14 protein-coding genes are annotated in these 19,511 nt (G+C 67.8%); 8 read left to right on the top strand and 6 right to left on the bottom strand.

Annotated elements, in window-relative coordinates; genetic code table 11:
• Positions 1 to 21 precede the first annotated feature (21 nt).
• Positions 22 to 798 carry an SDR family NAD(P)-dependent oxidoreductase gene (locus ACNR9W_RS12135; protein ID WP_419268904.1) on the top strand — a complete coding sequence of 259 codons (777 nt, stop codon included), beginning with the start codon at positions 22 to 24 and terminating at the stop codon, positions 796 to 798.
• An 83-nt stretch (positions 799 to 881) separates the two neighbouring features.
• Here ACNR9W_RS12135 and ACNR9W_RS12130 read toward each other — a convergent pair whose 3' ends face one another.
• Both ACNR9W_RS12130 and ACNR9W_RS12125 read right to left on the bottom strand, forming a co-directional pair.
• The gene (locus tag ACNR9W_RS12130; protein ID WP_419268903.1) at positions 882 to 1,646 is read right to left on the bottom strand and encodes a hypothetical protein; all 765 of its coding nucleotides are present in this window, start codon (positions 1,644 to 1,646) and stop codon (positions 882 to 884) included.
• Between the two features lie 122 nt (positions 1,647 to 1,768).
• Complete coding sequence (locus ACNR9W_RS12125; protein ID WP_419268902.1) at positions 1,769 to 2,674, bottom strand: NAD(P)/FAD-dependent oxidoreductase; 906 nt, start codon at positions 2,672 to 2,674, stop codon at positions 1,769 to 1,771.
• A gap of 157 nt (positions 2,675 to 2,831) precedes the next feature.
• Between ACNR9W_RS12125 and ACNR9W_RS12120 the strand changes: the two genes are divergently transcribed.
• The 7 genes from ACNR9W_RS12120 (at position 2,832) to ACNR9W_RS12090 (ending at position 15,632) form a co-directional block, all read left to right on the top strand.
• Positions 2,832 to 3,200, top strand: a complete 369-nt coding sequence (locus ACNR9W_RS12120) for a DUF983 domain-containing protein (protein WP_419268901.1) — start codon at positions 2,832 to 2,834, stop codon at positions 3,198 to 3,200.
• Positions 3,201 to 3,395: 195 nt separating this feature from the next.
• Positions 3,396 to 5,381, top strand: coding sequence for an alpha-1,4-glucan--maltose-1-phosphate maltosyltransferase (locus ACNR9W_RS12115; protein WP_419269008.1), 1,986 nt, complete (start codon positions 3,396 to 3,398; stop codon positions 5,379 to 5,381).
• Between the two features lie 11 nt (positions 5,382 to 5,392).
• Positions 5,393 to 8,674 (top strand): maltose alpha-D-glucosyltransferase, encoded by a 3,282-nt coding sequence (treS, locus tag ACNR9W_RS12110; protein WP_419268900.1) that lies wholly within the window; start codon positions 5,393 to 5,395, stop codon positions 8,672 to 8,674.
• Positions 8,671 to 10,860, top strand: coding sequence for a 1,4-alpha-glucan branching protein GlgB (glgB, locus tag ACNR9W_RS12105; protein WP_419268899.1), 2,190 nt, complete (start codon positions 8,671 to 8,673; stop codon positions 10,858 to 10,860). Before treS ends, glgB begins: the two co-directional genes overlap by 4 nt.
• Positions 10,857 to 12,653 (top strand): 4-alpha-glucanotransferase, encoded by a 1,797-nt coding sequence (gene malQ, locus ACNR9W_RS12100; protein WP_419268898.1) that lies wholly within the window; start codon positions 10,857 to 10,859, stop codon positions 12,651 to 12,653. Before glgB ends, malQ begins: the two co-directional genes overlap by 4 nt.
• A 67-nt stretch (positions 12,654 to 12,720) precedes the next feature.
• Complete coding sequence (locus ACNR9W_RS12095; RefSeq protein ID WP_419268897.1) at positions 12,721 to 14,772, top strand: 4Fe-4S binding protein; 2,052 nt, start codon at positions 12,721 to 12,723, stop codon at positions 14,770 to 14,772.
• Entirely contained in the window at positions 14,769 to 15,632 is an 864-nt protein-coding gene (locus tag ACNR9W_RS12090) for an FAD:protein FMN transferase (RefSeq protein WP_419268895.1), read from the top strand. The genes ACNR9W_RS12095 and ACNR9W_RS12090 overlap by 4 nt, the downstream gene beginning before the upstream one ends.
• 6 nt (positions 15,633 to 15,638) lie before the next feature.
• On the opposite strand, the gene ACNR9W_RS12085 is transcribed toward ACNR9W_RS12090, so the two are convergent.
• The 4 genes from ACNR9W_RS12085 to ACNR9W_RS12070 all read right to left on the bottom strand — a co-directional run bounded on the left by ACNR9W_RS12085 (position 15,639) and on the right by ACNR9W_RS12070 (position 19,461).
• Positions 15,639 to 16,529, bottom strand: a complete 891-nt coding sequence (locus ACNR9W_RS12085) for a transporter substrate-binding domain-containing protein (RefSeq protein ID WP_419268894.1) — start codon at positions 16,527 to 16,529, stop codon at positions 15,639 to 15,641.
• 11 nt (positions 16,530 to 16,540) lie between these two features.
• The gene (gene pedF, locus ACNR9W_RS12080; protein ID WP_419268893.1) at positions 16,541 to 17,230 is read right to left on the bottom strand and encodes a cytochrome c-550 PedF; all 690 of its coding nucleotides are present in this window, start codon (positions 17,228 to 17,230) and stop codon (positions 16,541 to 16,543) included.
• A 90-nt stretch (positions 17,231 to 17,320) separates the two neighbouring features.
• On the bottom strand, positions 17,321 to 18,292 hold the full coding sequence (locus tag ACNR9W_RS12075; RefSeq protein ID WP_419268892.1) for a YVTN family beta-propeller repeat protein: 972 nt from the start codon (positions 18,290 to 18,292) through the stop codon (positions 17,321 to 17,323).
• Positions 18,289 to 19,461 carry an ABC transporter substrate-binding protein gene (locus ACNR9W_RS12070; protein ID WP_419268891.1) on the bottom strand — a complete coding sequence of 391 codons (1,173 nt, stop codon included), beginning with the start codon at positions 19,459 to 19,461 and terminating at the stop codon, positions 18,289 to 18,291. The genes ACNR9W_RS12075 and ACNR9W_RS12070 overlap by 4 nt, the downstream gene beginning before the upstream one ends.
• Positions 19,462 to 19,511: the final 50 nt, after the last annotated feature.

Raw genomic sequence — 19,511 nt, 5'->3', positions numbered from 1 at the left:
CTTGCAGCAGCGGAGCATCCGATGACGTCTGCCAAACTTGCGCTCGTGACAGGCGGTTCGACCGGCATCGGCCGTCACCTGGCCCAGCTTGCCGCCGAGGACGGGCATGATCTGCTGATCGCCTCTGATGATGCGGCCATCGCCGACATGGAGGCACTGACGGCAACCGGCGTCACCGTCGAAACCGTCATGGCCGACCTGTCCCGCGAGGCGGGCATGGACGAATTGCTGGCCCGGCTGGGCGCCCGCGTGCCGGACCTGTTCTTTGCCAATGCGGGGCGGGGTCTGGGGCAGGCCATGGTCGACCAGCAGGCCGACGACATCCGCCACCTGATCGGCACCAACATCATGGGCACCACCCTGCTGACCCACGAGATCGCGCGGCGGATGGTGCGGCGCGGCGCGGGGCGCATCCTGATGACCGGATCCATCGCGGGCTACATGCTCGGAACCTATCAGGCGGTCTACAACGCCTCCAAGGCCTATGTGAACATGCTGGCGGTCGCCCTGCGCCACGAGCTGCAGGATAGCGGCGTCAGCGTCACCTGCCTGTCGCCAGGACCGACCGATACCGAGTTTTTCGGGCGCGCCGGACTGTTGGACACGCCGATCGGACAAGGCCCCAAGGATGATCCGGCGGTGGTCGCCAAGGCAGGATACCAGGCGATGATGGCCCGCAAGGAAGAGATCGTGCCGGGCCTCAAGAACAAGAGCATGGTCGCCGCCTCCCATGTGACGCCCAAGTCTGTCCTGGCGGAACAGCATCGGAAGATGGCCAAGCCGCAGGACCCGGCATGACATGAAGAAACCGGCGCCCTTCGGGGCCGGTTTCCGGGTTTGCAGGGCCGCGGCGCATCGCGCCGCGGCCATTGTGTTGATGATCAGCTGTCCTCGCGGTCGTCCACGACCAGGCGCAGGGTGCCGTCCTCGCTCCGGTCGACGAAGATCACGTCCTCGACCGAATGCCCCTCGGCCTGCAGCTGGTCGGTGATCTCGGCATGCTCGGAAAGGCTCTCGCGCAGGGTCGTCAGCGAGCTCTGCGCCTCTTCCAGCGCGCCGTCGAGGCTCTGGCCGGCGTCGCCTTCGCCCTCGCGCAGCGTGCTCAGCATGACCATCTCGACCTCGGTGGAGGCATCCACGCCTTCAAGCTCGGTCGAGAAATCCGCCCCGCTGCGCAGCCCGGAGACGACCTGGCCGTGGTTCAGCTCGTCCATCTCGGCCGTACCGCTGGCCATTTCCGCCGTGCCGGCCGTGTCCGACATGGTGTTGCTAGGAACGGCATCCGAAGCGGTCGTGCCCGTGGTGCCGGTCGTGCTGGTGCCGGTGGCCGTGCCGCTGGCGGTGGTGCCGCCGGGGGTGGTCGTTCCGGTTGCACCCGTATCTGCGCCCATTCCGGTGCTGGGCGCATCGGTGCTGCCCGCGCCCGTCGCCATGTCGGCCGATCCGGCCGCGCCTGCATCGGCGCCTGCGCCCGCGGTGGCCTCCTGGGCAGTGTCGCTGGCTTGCGCCTGTGCCGGGATCGGCGTCGTGGTCGAACTGTCGGTCTGGGTATTTGCCGGGGCGGCCGTGGTCTCGGCCATGGCGGGAAGGGCAAGTGCCGCGGCGATGACGGCGGCGCAGCTGCTCTGCATCAGATGACGTTTCATGCCAGATCTCCTCCTGGTTTGGACCCTTCATGGTGAAAGGCGCGATCTGAACCGGAGGGGGGGCGATATGTTCCTGATCGACAGATCACGGTGCCGACAACGCTGCGTGAGAAATTCGCGCCTCAGCCCTTCCCGGCAGACAGCGGAGCCTCGATCAGCGAGTGGTGGATCTGGCTGCCGGCCCAGGCCCCGTCCGCCAGGGCAAGGCTGATGGAGTGATGCTCCAGGGCTGTGTCGCCGCAGGCATAGGCGCCGGGCACCGTCGTTTCCCGGCAGTCGGTCGTGACGACATATTGCTCGGTCGGCAGCTCGGACAGCTGGCATCCCAGTTGTCGCGCCAGAGGGGTGGCGGGTGCGGTCGCGCATGAGGTGAAGATGCCCGCGAAGGGCAGGCTGCGCCCGTCCGTCAGCTCGACCGTGGCCTGCCCGGTGACGCGGGCGACGGGAGTCTCCTCGATGGCGATCCGGCGCTCGTCCATCTCCTGGCGACTGGCGCGGTCGATGGTCAGCGCCTGGTTGGTCAACAGCGTGACAGGACCCCAGTCGGTCAGAAGACGTGCCTGTTCCAGTGACCTTGCGCCGACGGCCAGGGTGGCGATGGGACCCTGATCCAGCTCATAGCCGTGGCAATAGGGGCAGTGAAAGACGCCCGTGCCCCATCGCTCGGCCAGCCCCTCGACATCGGGCAGGCGATCGGCGACCCCGGTGGCCAGCAGCACCCGCCGTCCCTGATGCGTGGCGCCGTCTTCGGTCGTGACATGGAAATCGTCCAGGCTGCCCTGAACATCCGTGGCCAGGCCCTCGACCCAGGTCAGCGTCGGATAGCGCTGGATCTGGCACCTCGATTCGGCCAGCAGGGCGGCGCGGTCCATGCCATCGGCCCCCAGGATCGAATGGGCGCGGTCGGCGAACCGGTTCCTCGGCGCGCCCGCGTCGATGACCAGAACCTGGCGCCGGGCCCGCAGCAGCTGCAGCGCCGCGGACATGCCGGCATGGCTGCCCCCGATGATGATCGTGTCATAAGCCATGCCGTGAACGCGCCTCCCCGCCCGGTGGATCGGCCCGATGGGCCGCTTCCGCCCTGAACCGCAGCGCCTCCGCTTTGTTCCCCCCCATTGCTTCAGGGCGGATCAAATCCCGCCTTGGCGGGTTGGGGTCAAGCACGGGCACCGCAGGAGAGACGCCATGACCCAAGATCCCCGCGACAGCCGGGCCGCCATGCTGCGCGGCCTGGTCAACCAATGCCCCCGCTGCGGCGAAGGGCGCGTCTTTGCGGGCTATCTTTCGGTCGTGGACCGCTGCCCCAATTGCCAGGAACCGCTGGGCGACTATCCGGCGGCGGACGGGCCGGCCTTCTTCACCATCACCATCGTCATGCTGCTGCTGATCCCGATGATCGGCTATGGCTGGGTGCTGTTCAGGTCGGACCCGCTGACGTTGCTGATCGCGCTGACGGTGGTGACCACGCTGATCACGCTGGTGCTGCTGCGCCTCGTGAAGGGGGCCTTCGTCGGCTATCTCTGGGCGCATCACGAGCGCGACCGCGGGGCCTGAAGCGGGGCGAAAGCGGGGCGAATGCGCCCTGTCGATGGAACATATGCAGCGCTGATCTGTTCACCCCGCAGTGATTACCGGGAGCTCAATATGGCAAGGCAGACGGTTTCGGACAGCGATGTTCCGCAGCAGCCCAAGGAAGGCGCGCCCTCGATGGCGCACCCACGCATGGGTGAGGCTTCGGCCACAACGACGATGGATCCGCTGCTGACGGCACTTGCGGCGCAACGGATCGCGATAGAGGGCGTGTCGATCGAGGTCGATGGCGGGCGCTTTGCCGCCAAGACCGTGACGGGCCATCGCGTGCCGGTCGAGGCCGACATCTTTTCGGACGGGCATGACAGCATCGACGCGGTGCTGCTGCATCGGCCCGCCGGGACCGAGCTTTTCACCGAAGTGCCCATGGAATTCGTCGAGAACGACCGCTGGACCGCCGATCTTGTGCTGGATCAGCCCGGCGTGCACGAGGTCACGATCCTGGCTTGGCGGGACCTGTTCCTGACCTGGCGCAAGGAAGTGGCCAAGAAGCACGCCGCCGGACAGTCCATCGCGCTGGAACTGGAGGAAGGGCGCCAGCTTCTGGGCCGTGCCCTGGACGAGCAGGGCCGGGCCGACGAGGCGGGTCGCGGTGCGATCGCGGCGCTTTTGGCCGAAGATCATGCCGCCCCCGAGGGCGAGGATCGCGATGCATTGCGCTTTGCCCGCCTGGGCGCGCCCGAGGTGGTGGAACTGATGCAGCGCGTCGGCCCGCGCAACGATGCCACCTTCTACAAGCTGCTGCAGGTCTATGCCGACCGCGAGGCGGCCGCCTTCAGCGCCTGGTACGAGTTGATGCCGCGGTCGCAGTCGGGGGATGAGAACCGCCACGGCACCTTTGACGACGTGATCGCGCGGCTGCCCTATGTCCGCGACCTGGGCTTTGATGTGCTGTATTTCCCGCCGATCCATCCCATCGGCAAGACCAACCGCAAGGGCCGCAACAACAGCCTGACGCCCACCGAGGATGATCCCGGCAGCCCCTATGCCATCGGCTCGGCCGAGGGCGGGCATGACGCGATCCATCCCGAACTGGGCAGCTTCGAGGATTTCCGTCGCCTGGTGGACGCCGCCCGCGACCACGGGCTGGAGGTCGCGCTGGACTTTGCCATTCAGTGTTCGCCCGACCATCCGTGGATCCGGGAACATCCGGAATGGTTCGACTGGCGCCCCGACGGCACCATCAAGTTTGCCGAGAACCCGCCCAAGAAATACGAGGACATCGTCAACGTCCACTTCTATCGCGATGCGCTGCCGGGTCTGTGGTACGCGCTGCGCGACATCGTGCTGTTCTGGGTCGAGAACGGCGTGCGCATCTTTCGCGTGGACAACCCGCACACCAAGCCCTTCCCCTTCTGGGAATGGATGATCGCCGAGGTGCGCACCCTCCACCCGGACGTGATCTTCCTGGCCGAGGCCTTCACCCGGCCCAAGGTGATGAAGCGGCTGGCCAAGGTCGGGTTCTCGCAGTCCTATTCCTACTTCACCTGGCGCAACACCAAGCAGGAACTGACCGAATACCTGACCGAGCTGACGCAGGGCGACAGCCGCCACATCATGCGGCCGAACTTCTTCGTCAACACGCCGGACATCAACCCGCGCTTCCTGCAGTCCAGCGGGCGGCCGGGTTTCCGCACGCGCCTGGTGCTGGCCGCGACCTTGGGCGGCAACTACGGTGTCTATAACGGTTTCGAGATCTGCGATGCGGCACCTGTGCCCGGCAAGGAAGAATACCTGAACAGCGAGAAATACCAGCTGCGCGTCTGGGATATGGACCAGCCCGGCAACATCCAGGACGACATCCGCCTGGTGAATCGCCTGCGGCAGGAGCATCCGGCGCTGCAGCATTTCACCAACCTGCGTTTTTACGACGCGGGCAGCGACCAGATCCTGGCCTATGGCAAGCGCGCGGGCGACGACTTCGTGCTGATCCATGTGAACCTGGACCCGCACAACCGCCACGGCTTCCATATCGAGGTGCCGCTGTGGGAGTTCGGCCTGCCCGACGAGGCCTCGATCGAGGTGCGCGACCTGATCCACGGCAACAGCTTCACCTGGCACGGCAAGTACCAGTGGCTGGAGCTTGATCCTGAAACACGACCCTATGCGGTCTGGCAACTGTTCGCGCCGGGGGTGGCACGCTGATGAATGTACCGATGACACAACAGGATAACCAAGCCAGCTTTGCCGTGCGCGGCGGCATCGACCGAGATTGTGCCGATTGGTACAAGGATGCGGTCATCTATCAGCTTCACATCAAGGCCTTCCAGGATTCGAACGGCGACGGGATCGGCGATTTCGCGGGCCTGATGCAGCGGCTGGACTATGTCCAGGAACTGGGCGTGACGGCCATCTGGGTGCTGCCCTTCTATCCCTCGCCCCTGCGCGACGACGGCTATGACATCTCGGACTACAAGTCGATCAACCCCTCCTATGGCAACATGAAGGACTTCAAGGCCTTCGTGAACGAGGCTCATCGGCGCGGCATCCGGGTGATCACCGAACTGGTCATCAACCACACCAGCGACCAGCATCCCTGGTTCCAGAAGGCCCGCCGCGCCAAGCCTGGCTCGGCCGCGCGCGACTGGTATGTCTGGTCTGACACGGACGAGAAATGGCCTGAAACGCGGATCATCTTTCTGGACACCGAACGGTCGAACTGGACCTGGGACCCGGTGGCCGGGTCCTATTACTGGCACCGCTTCTATTCGCACCAGCCCGACCTGAACTTTGACAACCCCCGCGTGCTGCAGGAGGTGCTGAAGGTCATGCGCATGTGGCTGGACATGGGCGTCGACGGCCTGCGTCTGGACGCGATCCCCTATCTGGTCGAGCGCGACGGCACCAACAACGAGAACCTGCCAGAGACGCATGACGTGCTGAAGGCGATCCGCGCCGACCTGGACCAGCATTTTCCCGACCGGATGCTGCTGGCCGAGGCGAACCAGTGGCCCGAGGACACGCGCCCCTATTTCGGCGAGGGTGATGAATGCCACATGGGGTTCCACTTTCCGCTGATGCCGCGCATGTACATGGCGCTGGCGCAGGCCGACCGCCACCCCATCACCGACATCATCCGGCAGACGCCCGAGATCCCCGAGAATTGCCAGTGGGGCATCTTCCTGCGCAACCATGACGAGCTGACGCTCGAAATGGTGACCTCCGAGGAACGCGACTATCTGTGGCAGACCTATGCCGCCGACACGCGGGCCCGGATCAACCTGGGCATCCGCCGCCGCCTTGCGCCGCTGATGCAGAACGACCGCCGCAAGATCGAGCTGATGAACTCGATGCTGCTGTCGATGCCCGGCACGCCGATCATCTATTACGGTGACGAGATCGGCATGGGCGACAACTATTACCTGGGCGACCGCGATGGCGTCCGTACGCCGATGCAGTGGTCGGGCGACCGTAATGCGGGCTTTTCGACCGCCAAGCCGCAGCAGCTGTATCTGCCCGCCATCATCGACGCGGTCTATGGCCATCAGGTCATCAATGTCGAGGCGCAGGCCGACGACCCCTCCTCGCTCTTGAACTGGATGCGGCGGATGATCACCGTGCGGCGCCAGCACCCGGCCTTTGGTCGGGGCACGATGACGCTGCTTTATCCGCGCAACCGCAAGGTCCTGGCCTATATCCGCGAGCATGAGGACCGCGCCTATCTGTGCGTCGCCAACCTGTCCGATGCCGCGCAGGCGGTCGAGCTGGAACTGGGGCGTCACCGCGACAAGGTGCCGGTGGAACTGACCGGACGCTCGGCCTTTCCGCCGATCGGGGATCTGCCCTACATGCTGACGCTGCCGGCCTATGGCTTCTATTGGTTCTCGCTCGGCAGCGCCGATGAGATGCCGTCCTGGCACGAGCAGCTGCCGGACATCCTGCCCGAATTCATGACCCTGACCACCCGCGATGGACGGGTCCAGACCGCGCTGAAGGGCCGCGAAGGTGCGCATTTCCAGGATGACGTGCTGCCCAAGTGGCTGCCCCTGCAACGCTGGTTCGCGGCCAAGGACGAGGCGATCCGGTCTGTCCGCATGACCGCCCTGGGCGAGATCGAACCTGATCATGCCCTGGTCTCGGTCGACGTGACGCTGGACGGCGAACAGCACAGCTACTTCCTGCCGCTGTCGGCGCGGTGGGGGGACGAGAACATGCGTCCCGGCGCACCCAAGCTGTCCTATACGCTGGCCAAGATCCGGCACACCGCGCGCGTCGGCGCGCTGGTCGACGGCGCCTATGACGAACGGCTGCCGCATCTGCTGCTGCAGGCGATGAAGGACGACGCCACGCGCGGCGCCCTCAAGTTCCGCGGCAGCGACGCGCTGCGCGAGATCGCGGAGCCGGGCGATCCCCGGCAGCTGGGCGTGGAACAGTCCAACATCTCGATCGCCTTCAGCGACCGGATCATCCTCAAGCTCTATCGCCGCCTGCGCGGGGGCGAGCAGCCCGATGTCGAGGTCGCGCGCTTCCTGACCGAAACGGCGGGCTATGCCCACACGCCCCGTTATCTGGGGCAGGTCACGCATGAGGGCGACGAGCCGACGGTCCTGGCCGCCGCCTTCGCCTTTGTGGCCAACCGCGGCGACGCCTGGAACGGCATCTTCGACGCGCTGATGCTGGAGTATAACGAGCATGACTCTTGGCCGTCCGAGCAGGAGCCGGAACTGTCGGCGCCTGCCTTCGACTTCCCGTTGAGCATCGGCAGCCTGCTGGGCGAACGCACCGCGCAGCTGCACAAGGCGCTGGCGACGCCAACCGACGATCCGGCCTTCGCGACCGAGGACCTGACGACGGAACACCTGCGCGAATGGACCGAGGCCGCCGAGGCCGAGGCCACCGCCATGCTGTCGCGGCTGGAGCAGGCCGGCGATCAGCTGCCCGAAGATGCCGCCCCGCTGGCGCGCGAGGTCCTGGACCGGCGCGACGACCTGATGGCGCGCATCCGCAAGGCGGCCGACGTCGCGCCCTCGGGCAAGCTGTCGCGCATCCACGGCGATTATCACCTGGGACAGGTCCTTCTGGCCCAGAACGACGTGGCGATCATCGATTTCGAGGGCGAGCCGGCCCGCACGCTGGACGAACGGCGCGCCAAGTCGTCGCCCCTGCGCGACGTAGCGGGCATGCTGCGGTCCTTCGACTATGCAGCGCTGTCGGTGGCTGCGCGCCACCGCCATGATGCGCCGGGCGGAGCCGAACGTGCCACGGCCCGCATCGAGGAATGGCGCCGCACCGCCGCCCGCGACTTCCTGGACGCCTATCGCAGCCACGGCGAAGGCGCCCCGAATCTGCCCGACGACGGCGCGACGATGCAGGCGCTCCTTGATCTCTTTCTGCTTCAGAAGGCGATCTATGAAACCGGATACGAGCTTGGCAACCGCCCGACCTGGGTCGGACTGCCCTTGCGCGGAATCCTCGATCTTTTGAACGAGGCCACATGACCGATACAGCATCCCTTTCCGAAAGCATGAAAACCTCGGATATCGACGCTATCCTGCGGGGGAACCACCACGATCCCTTCTCGGTCCTGGGGCGGCATGACGGCCATTTGCGGGTCTTTGCCCCGCAGGCGGCCGAGGTCGCGGCCATCACCGCGGCGGGCACGACGCCCTTGGAGCGTGTCCACCCGGAAGGCTTCTTCTGCGGTCAAGCGCCTGACGGGGCCTACCGGCTACGGATGAGGGCCGGCAGCCATGAATGGGAGGTCGAGGACCCCTATCGCTTTGGCCCGGTCCTGGGCGAGATGGACGAATATCTGCTGGCAGAGGGCAGCCACCGCCGCCTTTACGACAAGCTGGGCGCGCATCCCTTCACCCACGAGGGCGTCGAGGGCGTGGCCTTTGCCGTCTGGGCGCCGAATGCCCGTCGCGTCAGCGTCGTGGGCAACTTCAACGCTTGGGACGGTCGCCGCCACCCGATGCGCAAGCGTCTGGGGCCGGGCGTGTGGGAGCTGTTCGTGCCGGGCCTGGCGGCCGGCGAGGTCTACAAATACGAGATCATCAGCCCGCATGGAGAGCGCATGCCGCTGAAGGCCGATCCAGTCGGTTTCGCCCACCAGCACCCGCCCGAAACCGCCTCGGTCGTCGAGGGCCTGCCAAGCCACCAGTGGCAGGACCAGGACTGGATGGAGGTTCGCGCGGCGCGGCAGGACCGCAAGGCCCCGATCTCGATCTACGAGGTGCATCTGGGATCCTGGCGGCGCGGCGGCGAGAACGAGATCCTGGACTATGACGCGCTGGCGGACCTTCTGGTGCCTTATGTCACGCAGATGGGTTTCACCCATGTCGAGATGCTGCCGGTCAGCGAACATCCCTTTACGGGCTCTTGGGGCTATCAGCCCATCGGTCTTTTCGCGCCGACCAGCCGCTTTGGCACGCCCGAAGGCTTTGCCCGCCTGGTGGAGCGTCTGCACGCGGCCGAGATCGGCGTGATCCTGGACTGGGTGCCCGCGCATTTCCCCTCGGACGCCCACGGTCTGGCGCAGTTCGATGGCACGGCGCTTTACGAACATGCCGACCCGCGCCAGGGCTTTCACCAAGACTGGAACACGCTGATCTACAACTTCGGTCGGCGCGAGGTGTCGAATTTCCTGCAGTCCAGTGCGCTTTACTGGCTGGACCGGTTCCATGTCGACGCCCTGCGGGTCGATGCGGTCGCCTCGATGCTGTACCTGGACTATTCGCGCCAGCCGGGCCAGTGGGTGCCGAACGAACATGGCGGCAACGAAAACCTGGAGGCCATCGCCTTCCTGCGCGACGTCAACGAGCGGGTTCGCCAGGATCATCCCGGTGCCATCACCATCGCCGAGGAATCGACGGCCTTCCCGAAGGTCAGCCGTCCGGTGGACGATGGCGGCCTGGGGTTCGGCTTCAAGTGGAACATGGGTTGGATGCACGACACGCTGGGATATTTCCGGCGCGACCCGATCCACCGGCGGCACCACCAGCACGACCTGACCTTTGGCCTGGTCTATGCCTTTTCCGAGGATTTCGTCCTGCCGCTGAGCCATGACGAGGTGGTCCACGGCAAGGGCTCGCTGATCGGCCAGATGGCCGGGGACCGCTGGCAGAAATTCGCGAACCTGCGCGCCTATTACAGCTTCATGTGGACCCATCCGGGCAAGAAGCTCTTGTTCATGGGCTGCGAATTCGCGCAGGAGCGGGAATGGAACCACGACCAGTCGCTGGACTGGCACCTGCTGGAGGATCCCCTGCACGGAGGGATGCAGACGCTGGTTGCCGACCTGAACCGGCTTTACCGCGATCAGCCGGCGCTGCACCGGCTGGATTGCGACCCGGAGGGCTTTGAGTGGATCGACGCCAGCGACGCCGCGCAAAGCGTTCTGGTCTACATGCGCAAGTCGGATGACGATGCGCCCCCCTGCGTGGTGGTCTGCAACCTGACGCCCGAGCCGCGCTATGACTATCGCGTGGGCGTTCCGCAGCCGGGCCTGTGGCGCGAGGTGCTGAACAGCGATGATGCACGCTATGGCGGCGCGAACCTGGGCAATCATGGGGCGGTTCAGGCCGACGACGCGCCGTGGCACGGACGGGACCAGTCACTGCGGCTGACCCTGCCGCCGCTGGCCACGATCGTGCTGACCCCCGACGGGACGCCTGCGGCATGAGCGAACTGGAAGCGCGGGCCCGCAGCCACGGCATCCAGCCCGATTACGAAGGGATGAACGGCGACAGGCACGATGCTCCGGCGGAAACGCTGGAGCATCTTCTGGCCGCTTTCGGTGCCGAACACAACGTTCCCGGGCCCTTGGCCGAGGAGCACCGGATGGAGGCTCATCCCGGCACCCGCTGCCATCTCCCCGATGACGGCAGCCGGACCTGGGGTGTCGCGCTGCAGCTGTACCAGATCCGGTCGGCGCGAAACTGGGGCATCGGTGACTTCGAGGATCTGCGGCAGCTGGCCGGGATCCTGGGGCGGGTCGGGGCCAATTTCATCGGCCTCAATCCGTTGCATGCGCTGTTCCTGTCGAACCCGCGCCATTGCAGCCCGTTTTCGCCATCGAACCGGCGATTTCTGAACCCGCTCTACATCGCGGTGGATATGCTGCCGGGCTACGAGGCGGGGATGGTCGATGCGGCCGATATCGCGGCCCTTCAGGAGGTTCCGCTGGTCGACTACCCGGCCGTGGCGGCGCTGAAGCTGCGGGTGCTGCGGCAGATCTGGCAGGCGGCGGGATCGCCCGATGCGTCGGAGACCGTGCTGACCGAGGGTGGCGCGGACCTGCGCCGGCATGCGCTGTTCGAGGCGGTCTCGGCCCATATGGTGGCGCAGGGGCAGGGGGCCGGCTGGACCGCCTGGCCCGAGGAATGGCAGGCGGTGGATGGCCCGCAGGTCACCCGCTTTGCCGAAACCCATGCGGCGGAGCTGCGCTTTTACCGTTGGCTTCAGCATGTGGCGGACCGGCAGCTGGCCGAGGCGCGCGATGCCTGCGACCAAGCCGGGATGGGCATCGGCCTTTATCTGGACTTCGCCGTGGGCGAGGCGGCTGACGGTTCGGGCGCCTGGGGCAATGCCCTTGTGGTCCCGGGGGTCCGCATCGGCGCGCCGCCCGATTACTTCAACGAGACGGGGCAGGACTGGGGCCTGGCGCCGCTGTCCCCCGTGGCCATGGCCGCACGGCAGGCCGCGCCCTTCGCCGCCCTGATGGAACAGGCGACCCAGCAGGCCGGCGCCTTGCGCATCGACCATGCGCTTGGCCTCTGGCAGCTGTTCCTGATCCCGGAGGGCGCCGGCGCCGCCCAGGGCACCTATGCCCGCTATCCCATCGCCGACATGCTGCAGGCGCTGGCGCGCGCTTCGTGCCAGAACCGCACCATCATCATCGGCGAGGATCTGGGCAATGTGCCGCCGGGCTTCCGCGACCTGATGGAACAGGTGGGCATCCTGTCCTATCGCATCCTGCTGTTCGAGCGGACCGAGGACGGCTTTGTTCCCCCCGAGGAGTATCCCCGCGATGCGCTGGCCTGCCTGTCGACGCATGACCTGCCGACCTTCCAGGGCTGGTGGCGCGGCGACGACATCGACCTGCGCCGCGACCATGGCCTGATCAGCGACAAGGCGGCCGAGGAGCAGGCGGCGTCGCGCCGGACCGAACGGGCGCAGCTGCTGAGCGATCTGGCGGCGCTGGGGCGCTGGTCCGATGGCGTGCCCGATGTCGACAGCGCACCCGACGACTTGGCGGCGGCGGTCCACGGGATGCTGGCGACGGCGCCTTCGCGCCTGTTCGCCGCGCGGCTGGAGGACATGACCCGGGAGGTTCATCCGGTCAACATCCCCAGCACCACCGACGAATACCCGAACTGGCAGCGCAAGCTGGGCGTCACGCTGGAACAGATCCCCGACCTGCCGCTGTTTCGGGCCATCGCAGGCGCGCTGCGGGCAGAACGTCCCCGGACCTGAGGGCTTGAGACCAAGGGGCCGACTTAGGTCGAATGGGCGGCCCCGCCCGTTCGGCTAGTCTGGCGTCATGCGCTGGCTCATCCTGCTGTTTCTCATGATCCCCGTCGGCCTTCGCGCCGAGCCCCTGTTGCGCGAGGCGCTGGAGGGCATGATCACTGCGCCTTATGCCTTGGGCCAGCCGCTGAACGACCAAGGTGTCTGGAGCCTGCTGAATTCCGGCGGGGGCGAGGCAGGCTATGTCTTCGAGACCGGCCCCCTGGCGCCGCTGCCGGGGTTTTCCGGCCAGCCCATCAACATCCTGGTGCTGCTGGACCTTGAGGGCACCTTCATCGAGACGCGGCTGCTGTCCCATAATGAGCCGATCTTCGTCTCGGGCCTGGGCGAGGCGCCGCTGCGCCAGTTCCTCTCGCAGTATCGCGGTCGCTCCATCAACCAGCCGCTGGTGGTGGGCAGCCCCTATGGCGGCGGGCAGGGGGGCGATCTGGTCTATCTGGACGGCGTGACCAAGGCGACCGCCAGCGTGCGGATCGCCCATGATTCGATCCTGGCCGCGACCCTGGCCGTCGCGCGCGAACGGATGCAGGGTCTGACCGCCGGGCCGCCGCCCCGTCCCGACCCTGACCATGCCGAGGCGCTGGACTGGCCCACGCTGGTGGCTCAGGGCCTGGCGCGGCATCTGCGCGTGACCAATGCCCAGGTCGACGACGCCTTTTCCGGCAGCCTCTGGGCGGATGACGACCCCGATCCCGGCGCGCCTCAGGACGCCTATCTGGACCTCTGGGCGATCGACCTGGGGCCGCCCGCCATCGCCGCCGCCGTGCTGGCGCCCGACAGCTTGGCCGAGATCGCCCGCCTGACCCAGCTGTCCCCCGATGACGAGATGATCCTGCTGATCGAGGCCGGGCGACATGGCCTGGTGGGGCCGGATTTCGTGCGCAACACGGCGCCCGACCTGATCGGAGCGACGCAGGATGGCCTGCCCCTGGCGCTGCGGGACGCCGATGTGCTGGCCGAACCGCATCCGGACCTGCCGGACGACCTGCAGGATGCGACCCGCATGGTGCTGCGCCTGGACCGGCGGCTTGGCTTCGATCCGACCCGCGACTGGCAGCTGGTGCTGCGGGCCGAACGCCAGCACGGCATGTTCCAGCCCGAGACCGGGCATCGCGACTTTGCCCTGACCATGGCCCTGCCGCCCCGGTTCTTTCTGACCGCCACCGGTCCCGCCCCGGCCGCTCCTTGGGTCGAGGCGCTGCGCAACCGCCGGGCCGACCTGATCGCGCTGGCCGGGGGCCTGGCGCTGCTGCTGGCGCTGCTGTCGCGGCAGGGCTGGCTGGCGGGACATCGGCAGTTCACGGCGATCCGCCTGACGATCCTGGCCGTCGTCATCGGCTTTGTGGGGTTCTGGGGACAGGGCCAGCTGTCCATCGTGACGCCCCTGGCGGTCCTGCGCGGGATGATGCAGGGGGGCGGGCTGTCAGTGCTGCTTTACGATCCGTTTTCGCTGCTGATCTGGGCCGTGGCGATCATCGGCCTCGTGCTCTGGGGGCGGGGGCTCTTCTGCGGCTGGCTCTGCCCCTATGGCGCGATGCAGGAATTCGCCCATCACGCGGGGCAGCGCCTTGGGTTGCCGCAATGGCGGCCGTCGCGCAGGGTGGGGCGGGCGCTGCTGTGGTCCGGGCCCGCGGCGCTGGTGGCGCTGATCGCGACCGTCTTCCTGGCGCCCGACCGGGTCGAGACGCTGGCCGAGATCGAGCCCTTCAAGACGGCCGTGACCATGCATTTCCTGCGCCCCTGGCCCTATGCGGTCTGGGCCATCGGCTGGCTGCTGCTGTCGATGGTCTGGTTCAAGGGCTTCTGCCGGTCGCTGTGCCCCCTGGGGGCGCTGATGCGGGCGGGGGACCTGCTGCGGCTGCGGCGCTGGATCCCGCGCCGGACGGAATGCGGCAGCCCGTGCCAGCTGTGCCGAGTCCGCTGCCGCTATGACGCGATCGCGCCCAAGGGGCAGATCCGCTATTCCGAATGCTTCCAGTGCCTGGATTGCGTGACGATCCACGACGATCCGGCGCAATGCGTGCCGCTGATCCTCAGGGCCCGCGCCAGCCGGAGGGCGGCATGATCGGGCGGCGGCGGGTCCTGACCATCCTGGCCGGGTCGGCACTGGCACCGCGATGGGCGCGGGCCGCCGAATGGCAGGGACACGCCCTGGGCGCCGAGGCGCGTATCCTGATCCGGGGCGGGGACGCGCCGGGCGCGCTGCTGGCCCAAGTCCGGGCCGAGATCGAGGCCATCGAGGATGTCTTCTCCCTTTATCAGGAGTCCGAGCTGACGCGGCTGAACCGGAACGGGCAGGGGATGGCCTCGGCCGTGATGACGGATGCGCTGGACTTGGCCTGGCGGGTGCATCGGGCCACGGGCGGGCTGTTCGATCCCGGCGTGCAGGTCCTTTGGCGGCAGCGGGCCCAAGGCGCGGCGCCGGTCGCGCTCCGCCCCTTTGGCGGGTTGCGGCAACAGGGTCGGCAGCTGCGGCTGGCGTCGGGGCAGGCGCTGACGCTGAACGGGATCGCCCAAGGCATCGCCACGGACCGGGTCGCGGCACTGCTGGCGGGGCGGGGTCTGGGCGAGGTCCTGGTCGACATGGGCGAGGCGCGGGCCCTGGACGGGGAATTCCGGCTGGAACTGGCCGACCCGCAGGCGGGCGCCCTGGGCCGGCTGACCCTGCGGGCGGGGCGGGCGGTGGCCACTTCCTCCCCCGCAGCGATGATCCTGGCGGATGGAGGGGCCCATATCATGGGGCCGCAGGGTCAGCCACCCCGCTGGTCCACCGTCTCGGTCGAGGCCGACAGCGCCGCGCTGGCGGATGCCGCATCGACCGCCTTCGTGCTGATGGACCGGCCGCAGATCGCGCGGGCGGCCCGGGTGCTGGACCTGCGGGCCGTCCGGCTGGTCGATTTCGGGGGCGACCTGACGACGCTGTGACCGGGCCTAGCGCTGGCCCGGCAGGAAGGTGACGCCATAGCTGTCAAAGATCTGCTGCATCCGGCCATCCTCGATCGCCCGGCCGATGATGTCGTCCACGCCATAGGCCAGCGGCCGGTGCTGGTTCGACAGCGCAAGGCCGACCGTCCAGCTGCTGCGCTCAAGCCCCAGAAACGGCGGCTCGTGGATGGCGATCCCGTCCGTGGCGCCGTATTCCAGCTGCGCCCGTGGACCCATCACGGCCATGACCTCGCCCGCCGCCAGCGCCCCCATCGCCTGTGCCGTCGTGTGAAACCGCCGGACCTTGTTCCCGGCCGCCCCAATCAGCGAGGTCAGGAAGAAGTCCGAGATCGAATCGTTCTCGACGCCCACCGTGTCATAGCGGAAATAGGCCGGCACCGGCGCCTTGTCGGGGTATTCGGCGCTGCGATAGGCGATGGCCAGGCGCTCCTCGGCATAGATGCCGGTGAAGACGACTTGGTCCATGCGGCAGGCGTAATCCACATCATAGGGCGCATGCATGAACAGGTTCGACACATGCCCGCCCACGGCCGCGCCCCGATAGACATAGTTCAGCATGTCCTGATCCAGCGTCTCGCCCGGCTGGACCAGGCGGATGCGCGTCTCGACCCCCAGTTCGTTCCCGATCAGCCGCGCCAGGTCCACGTCGATGCCGCGCGGCGTGCCGTGGTCGTCAAAGGACCAGGGCCGGAAATCCTCATAGAGCGCGACCTCGATCCAGCCCTCCTCGACGATGCGGTCCAGGCTGCGGCCGACATCTTCGGGCGGGGTGTTCTGGGGCCGCGCCTGCGGAACATAATCCTCGCAGGCGGCAAGGACGGGGCCGGCGATGGCCAGCCCCAGTGCGGTCACACAAGCTGCCAGGCGGCGCCGCATGGCCTCTGCCCTCAATGCGTGGCCGAAAGGCCGACCGTCAGGATCTCGGCCGCGGTCTTCTGGTCCTCCGGGGCGGCGGTCAGCGAGGCCGCAGCGCGCGACACCACGCTGTCGGCCACCGGCGCCCCCGAGGCGGTCGCAACCGTGCCGGCGATCTCGGTCAGCTCGGCCGTGACCGCGGATGCGTCGCCATCGCCCGCGGCCAGGCTGTCGCGGATCTCGTGCAGGCGGGCGGCGTGGTCGTCCAGCGCGCCATCCTCGGGCCGGGTCTCGACATAGGTGCGGATCGCCCAGGCCGCCTTCTGGCCCAGGATGTCGCCAAAGGCCGGCATCTTGGTCGTGCCGTCCTGGGTGTAACCGTGGCGAAAGCGTTCGATGAACCACTCGTCGCCATATTCCTCGGCCTCCAGAAAGCGCAGGTCCGGGGCCAGCCCGCCGGAAACCGCGCCCAAGCCGTGGCAGCGCGCGCAGTTCTGGTTGTAGCCGCTGTCGCCGATCCGGACGGCGGCCCGCCAGACCTCGTCCCCGGCGGCCTCGGCGCGATAGGGGTTCTCGGTCAGCCATTCCTCGCCCACCTCGGGCAGGGCGTCGGTGTTGACGGCCTGGGGGGCGACATCGCCATGGGCCAGGATCTGGGCCGGGACCGCGATGCAGGCCGCGATGGCGATGCCCCGCAGGGACTTGTGGAACTTGGTCGGCATTGGGGTCTCCTCACTTGCCCTGACGCGCTTGCGGTCCAGTTAGGGTCGATGCTGCAGCTGCGGCAATTCGACCTTGGTCGATGCGGGCGGTCACGGCACCGGCCGCGCGGCGGCCCCCCAGGGAAAGCGCCCGACCTTGACCGTGCGTTCGGCCGTCAGCGAGGCCACGTCGATGATCGTCACGTCCCCCGACACGCCGTTCGTGGTGAAAAGCCGGGTCCCGTCCGGCGACAGCGCCATGTGCCAGACGCGCCGGCCGACCAGGATATAGTCGGTGACCTCGCGGCTGGCCGCGTCGACGACCGCGATATGGTCGGCGGGGCCGAGCGCCACGAAGATGCGCCGTGCATCGGGCGAAAAGACCATGCCCACCGGCTGCAGCCGTTCGGGCCGCACATTGGGCAGCTGGAACCGGATCTTGGCCAGCTCGGCCCGGGTCTCGACATCGAAGACCGTGACGGTGCCGCCGACTTCGGAGCTGACCCACAGTTCGCGGCCGTCGGGGCTGAACTCGGCATGGCGGGGGCGGGAATCGACCAGCGTGTTGGCGACCACCTGATGCGTCCCGGTGTCGATCCAATGCGCCATGTTGGTGGTTTCCGAGGTCGTGATCTGCAACCGCCCGTCGGGCGAGATGCCCATGCCCTCGGGCTCGATCCCCACGTCGATCTGGGCCACGACCTTGCGGCTCTGGGTGTCGACCACCGTGGTGATCGCGTCATCCTCGTTCGCGATGTAGAGCAGCCGGTCGTCGGGCGAGATCACGAACTGCTCGGGGTCGGCGCCTGACGGCAGGTCGTGCAGGATTTCCCCGGTATCGGGGTCCATCACCTGCACCGCGTTCGAATCCGAGGCGCAGATGTAAAGCACGCTGTGATCACGCGAAAAGGTGATGCCGCGCGGGCGCTGGCCGGTCGGATAGGTCGCCTTGACCGTGCCGCTGTCCACGTCGATCACGCTGACGGTGTCGTCCAGTTCGTTCGTGACCCAGATCTCGTCGGCGGTGGCGGCGCTGGTCAGGGCCAGGGTGGCGGCCGAGGCCAGCAGAAGGCGGCGGATCATCTTGCGTCTCCGTATGCGGTGCAGGTCGTGTCGGGCAGGTCCTGGCCAAGCGTGTCCAGTTCCGAATGTTCGTGCAGGAAGCCCTCCAGCGGGGCCGTGCCGATGACCGCGCGTTCGGTGACCAGCGGCACGGGCTGGCGCATCTGGCCGTCCCAGGGGCGGAAGGACAGCGGCGTGCCCAGAAAACCCGCCAGGCGGAAATCGGGCGACAGCATGAAGTCGCGCAGCCGTGCGGGATCGGCCGTGCGGGTCCGGGTGACACCCTCTCCGATGGCGGCGACGGCAGCCCAGGCGCCAAAGTCCACGGGCTCCATCTCGCGCGTCGCCAGGTCGCGGAAGCGGTCCTGCAGCTGCGCCGCCCCCCAGTTTTCGACCACGCCCGACCAGCCCTTGGGCATGATGCCTTCCGACCCGGCGACGGGACGGGGCGACCAGGTGTTGTAGGCGATATAGCGGCCGTAATCGCCGCGTTCGTCGGCGATCAGCAGCAGGTCGTGGTCGGGCAGGTCCTGGGTGAAGGCGGGGATTTCCTCGGCCGCGACGCGACGCATGTCGGCATCGAAAGTCCAAGGCTTTTCGGCCTTCAGCGCCAGCCCGAATTTGGTCAGCGACTGCCGCAGGGCTTGGGCAAAGGCCTGGTCCTCGGGGTGGGGGCCCTGGATCAGCACCAGATCGGTCCAGCGCTTCTTCAGCGCGAACTGGGCCAGCGCATCCGCGCGCATGGCCAGGCTGGGGGTAGTGTGCAGCAGGTTGGCGCGGCAATCCGCACCGCGCAGGTCGTCATCCGGCAGGGCGATGTTGAAGATCACCGCGTCCCGCGCCTCGGGCAGGTCGGCCAGCGCCAGCAGATCCGCGACCGGCGCCTTGATGACCAGCAGCCGCGCGCCCTCCGCCAGCCGCGCCCGGACCGCGGGCAGGAAGGCGTCGTCGGGGGCCACGCGCGTTTCCTCCAGCCGGAAGCTGTCGCCCATGAACCGCCCGGTCGTGCCGATGTCCGCCACCCCCAGCCGGGCACCTGCGATCCCCAGGTCCTCGGAGGGCCCGAACAGGTTCGACAGGGTGGGGGCCGGCGTCACCCGGCGTTCGATCAGGTCGATGCGCACCTCCTCGGCGGTGGCGGCCATGGCCAGCAGGACGAACCCGGCCGCCCCGGCAGCAGTCTTCAGCATGTGCTCTCCTCCTGCGGGGCAAGGTGGGGAATGGGGGCGGCGGGCGAAAT

This window comes from Paracoccus sp. T5, from assembly GCF_048538155.2.
Lineage (GTDB): Bacteria > Pseudomonadota > Alphaproteobacteria > Rhodobacterales > Rhodobacteraceae > Paracoccus.
This window is presented reverse-complemented; position numbering and strand designations above follow the sequence as displayed.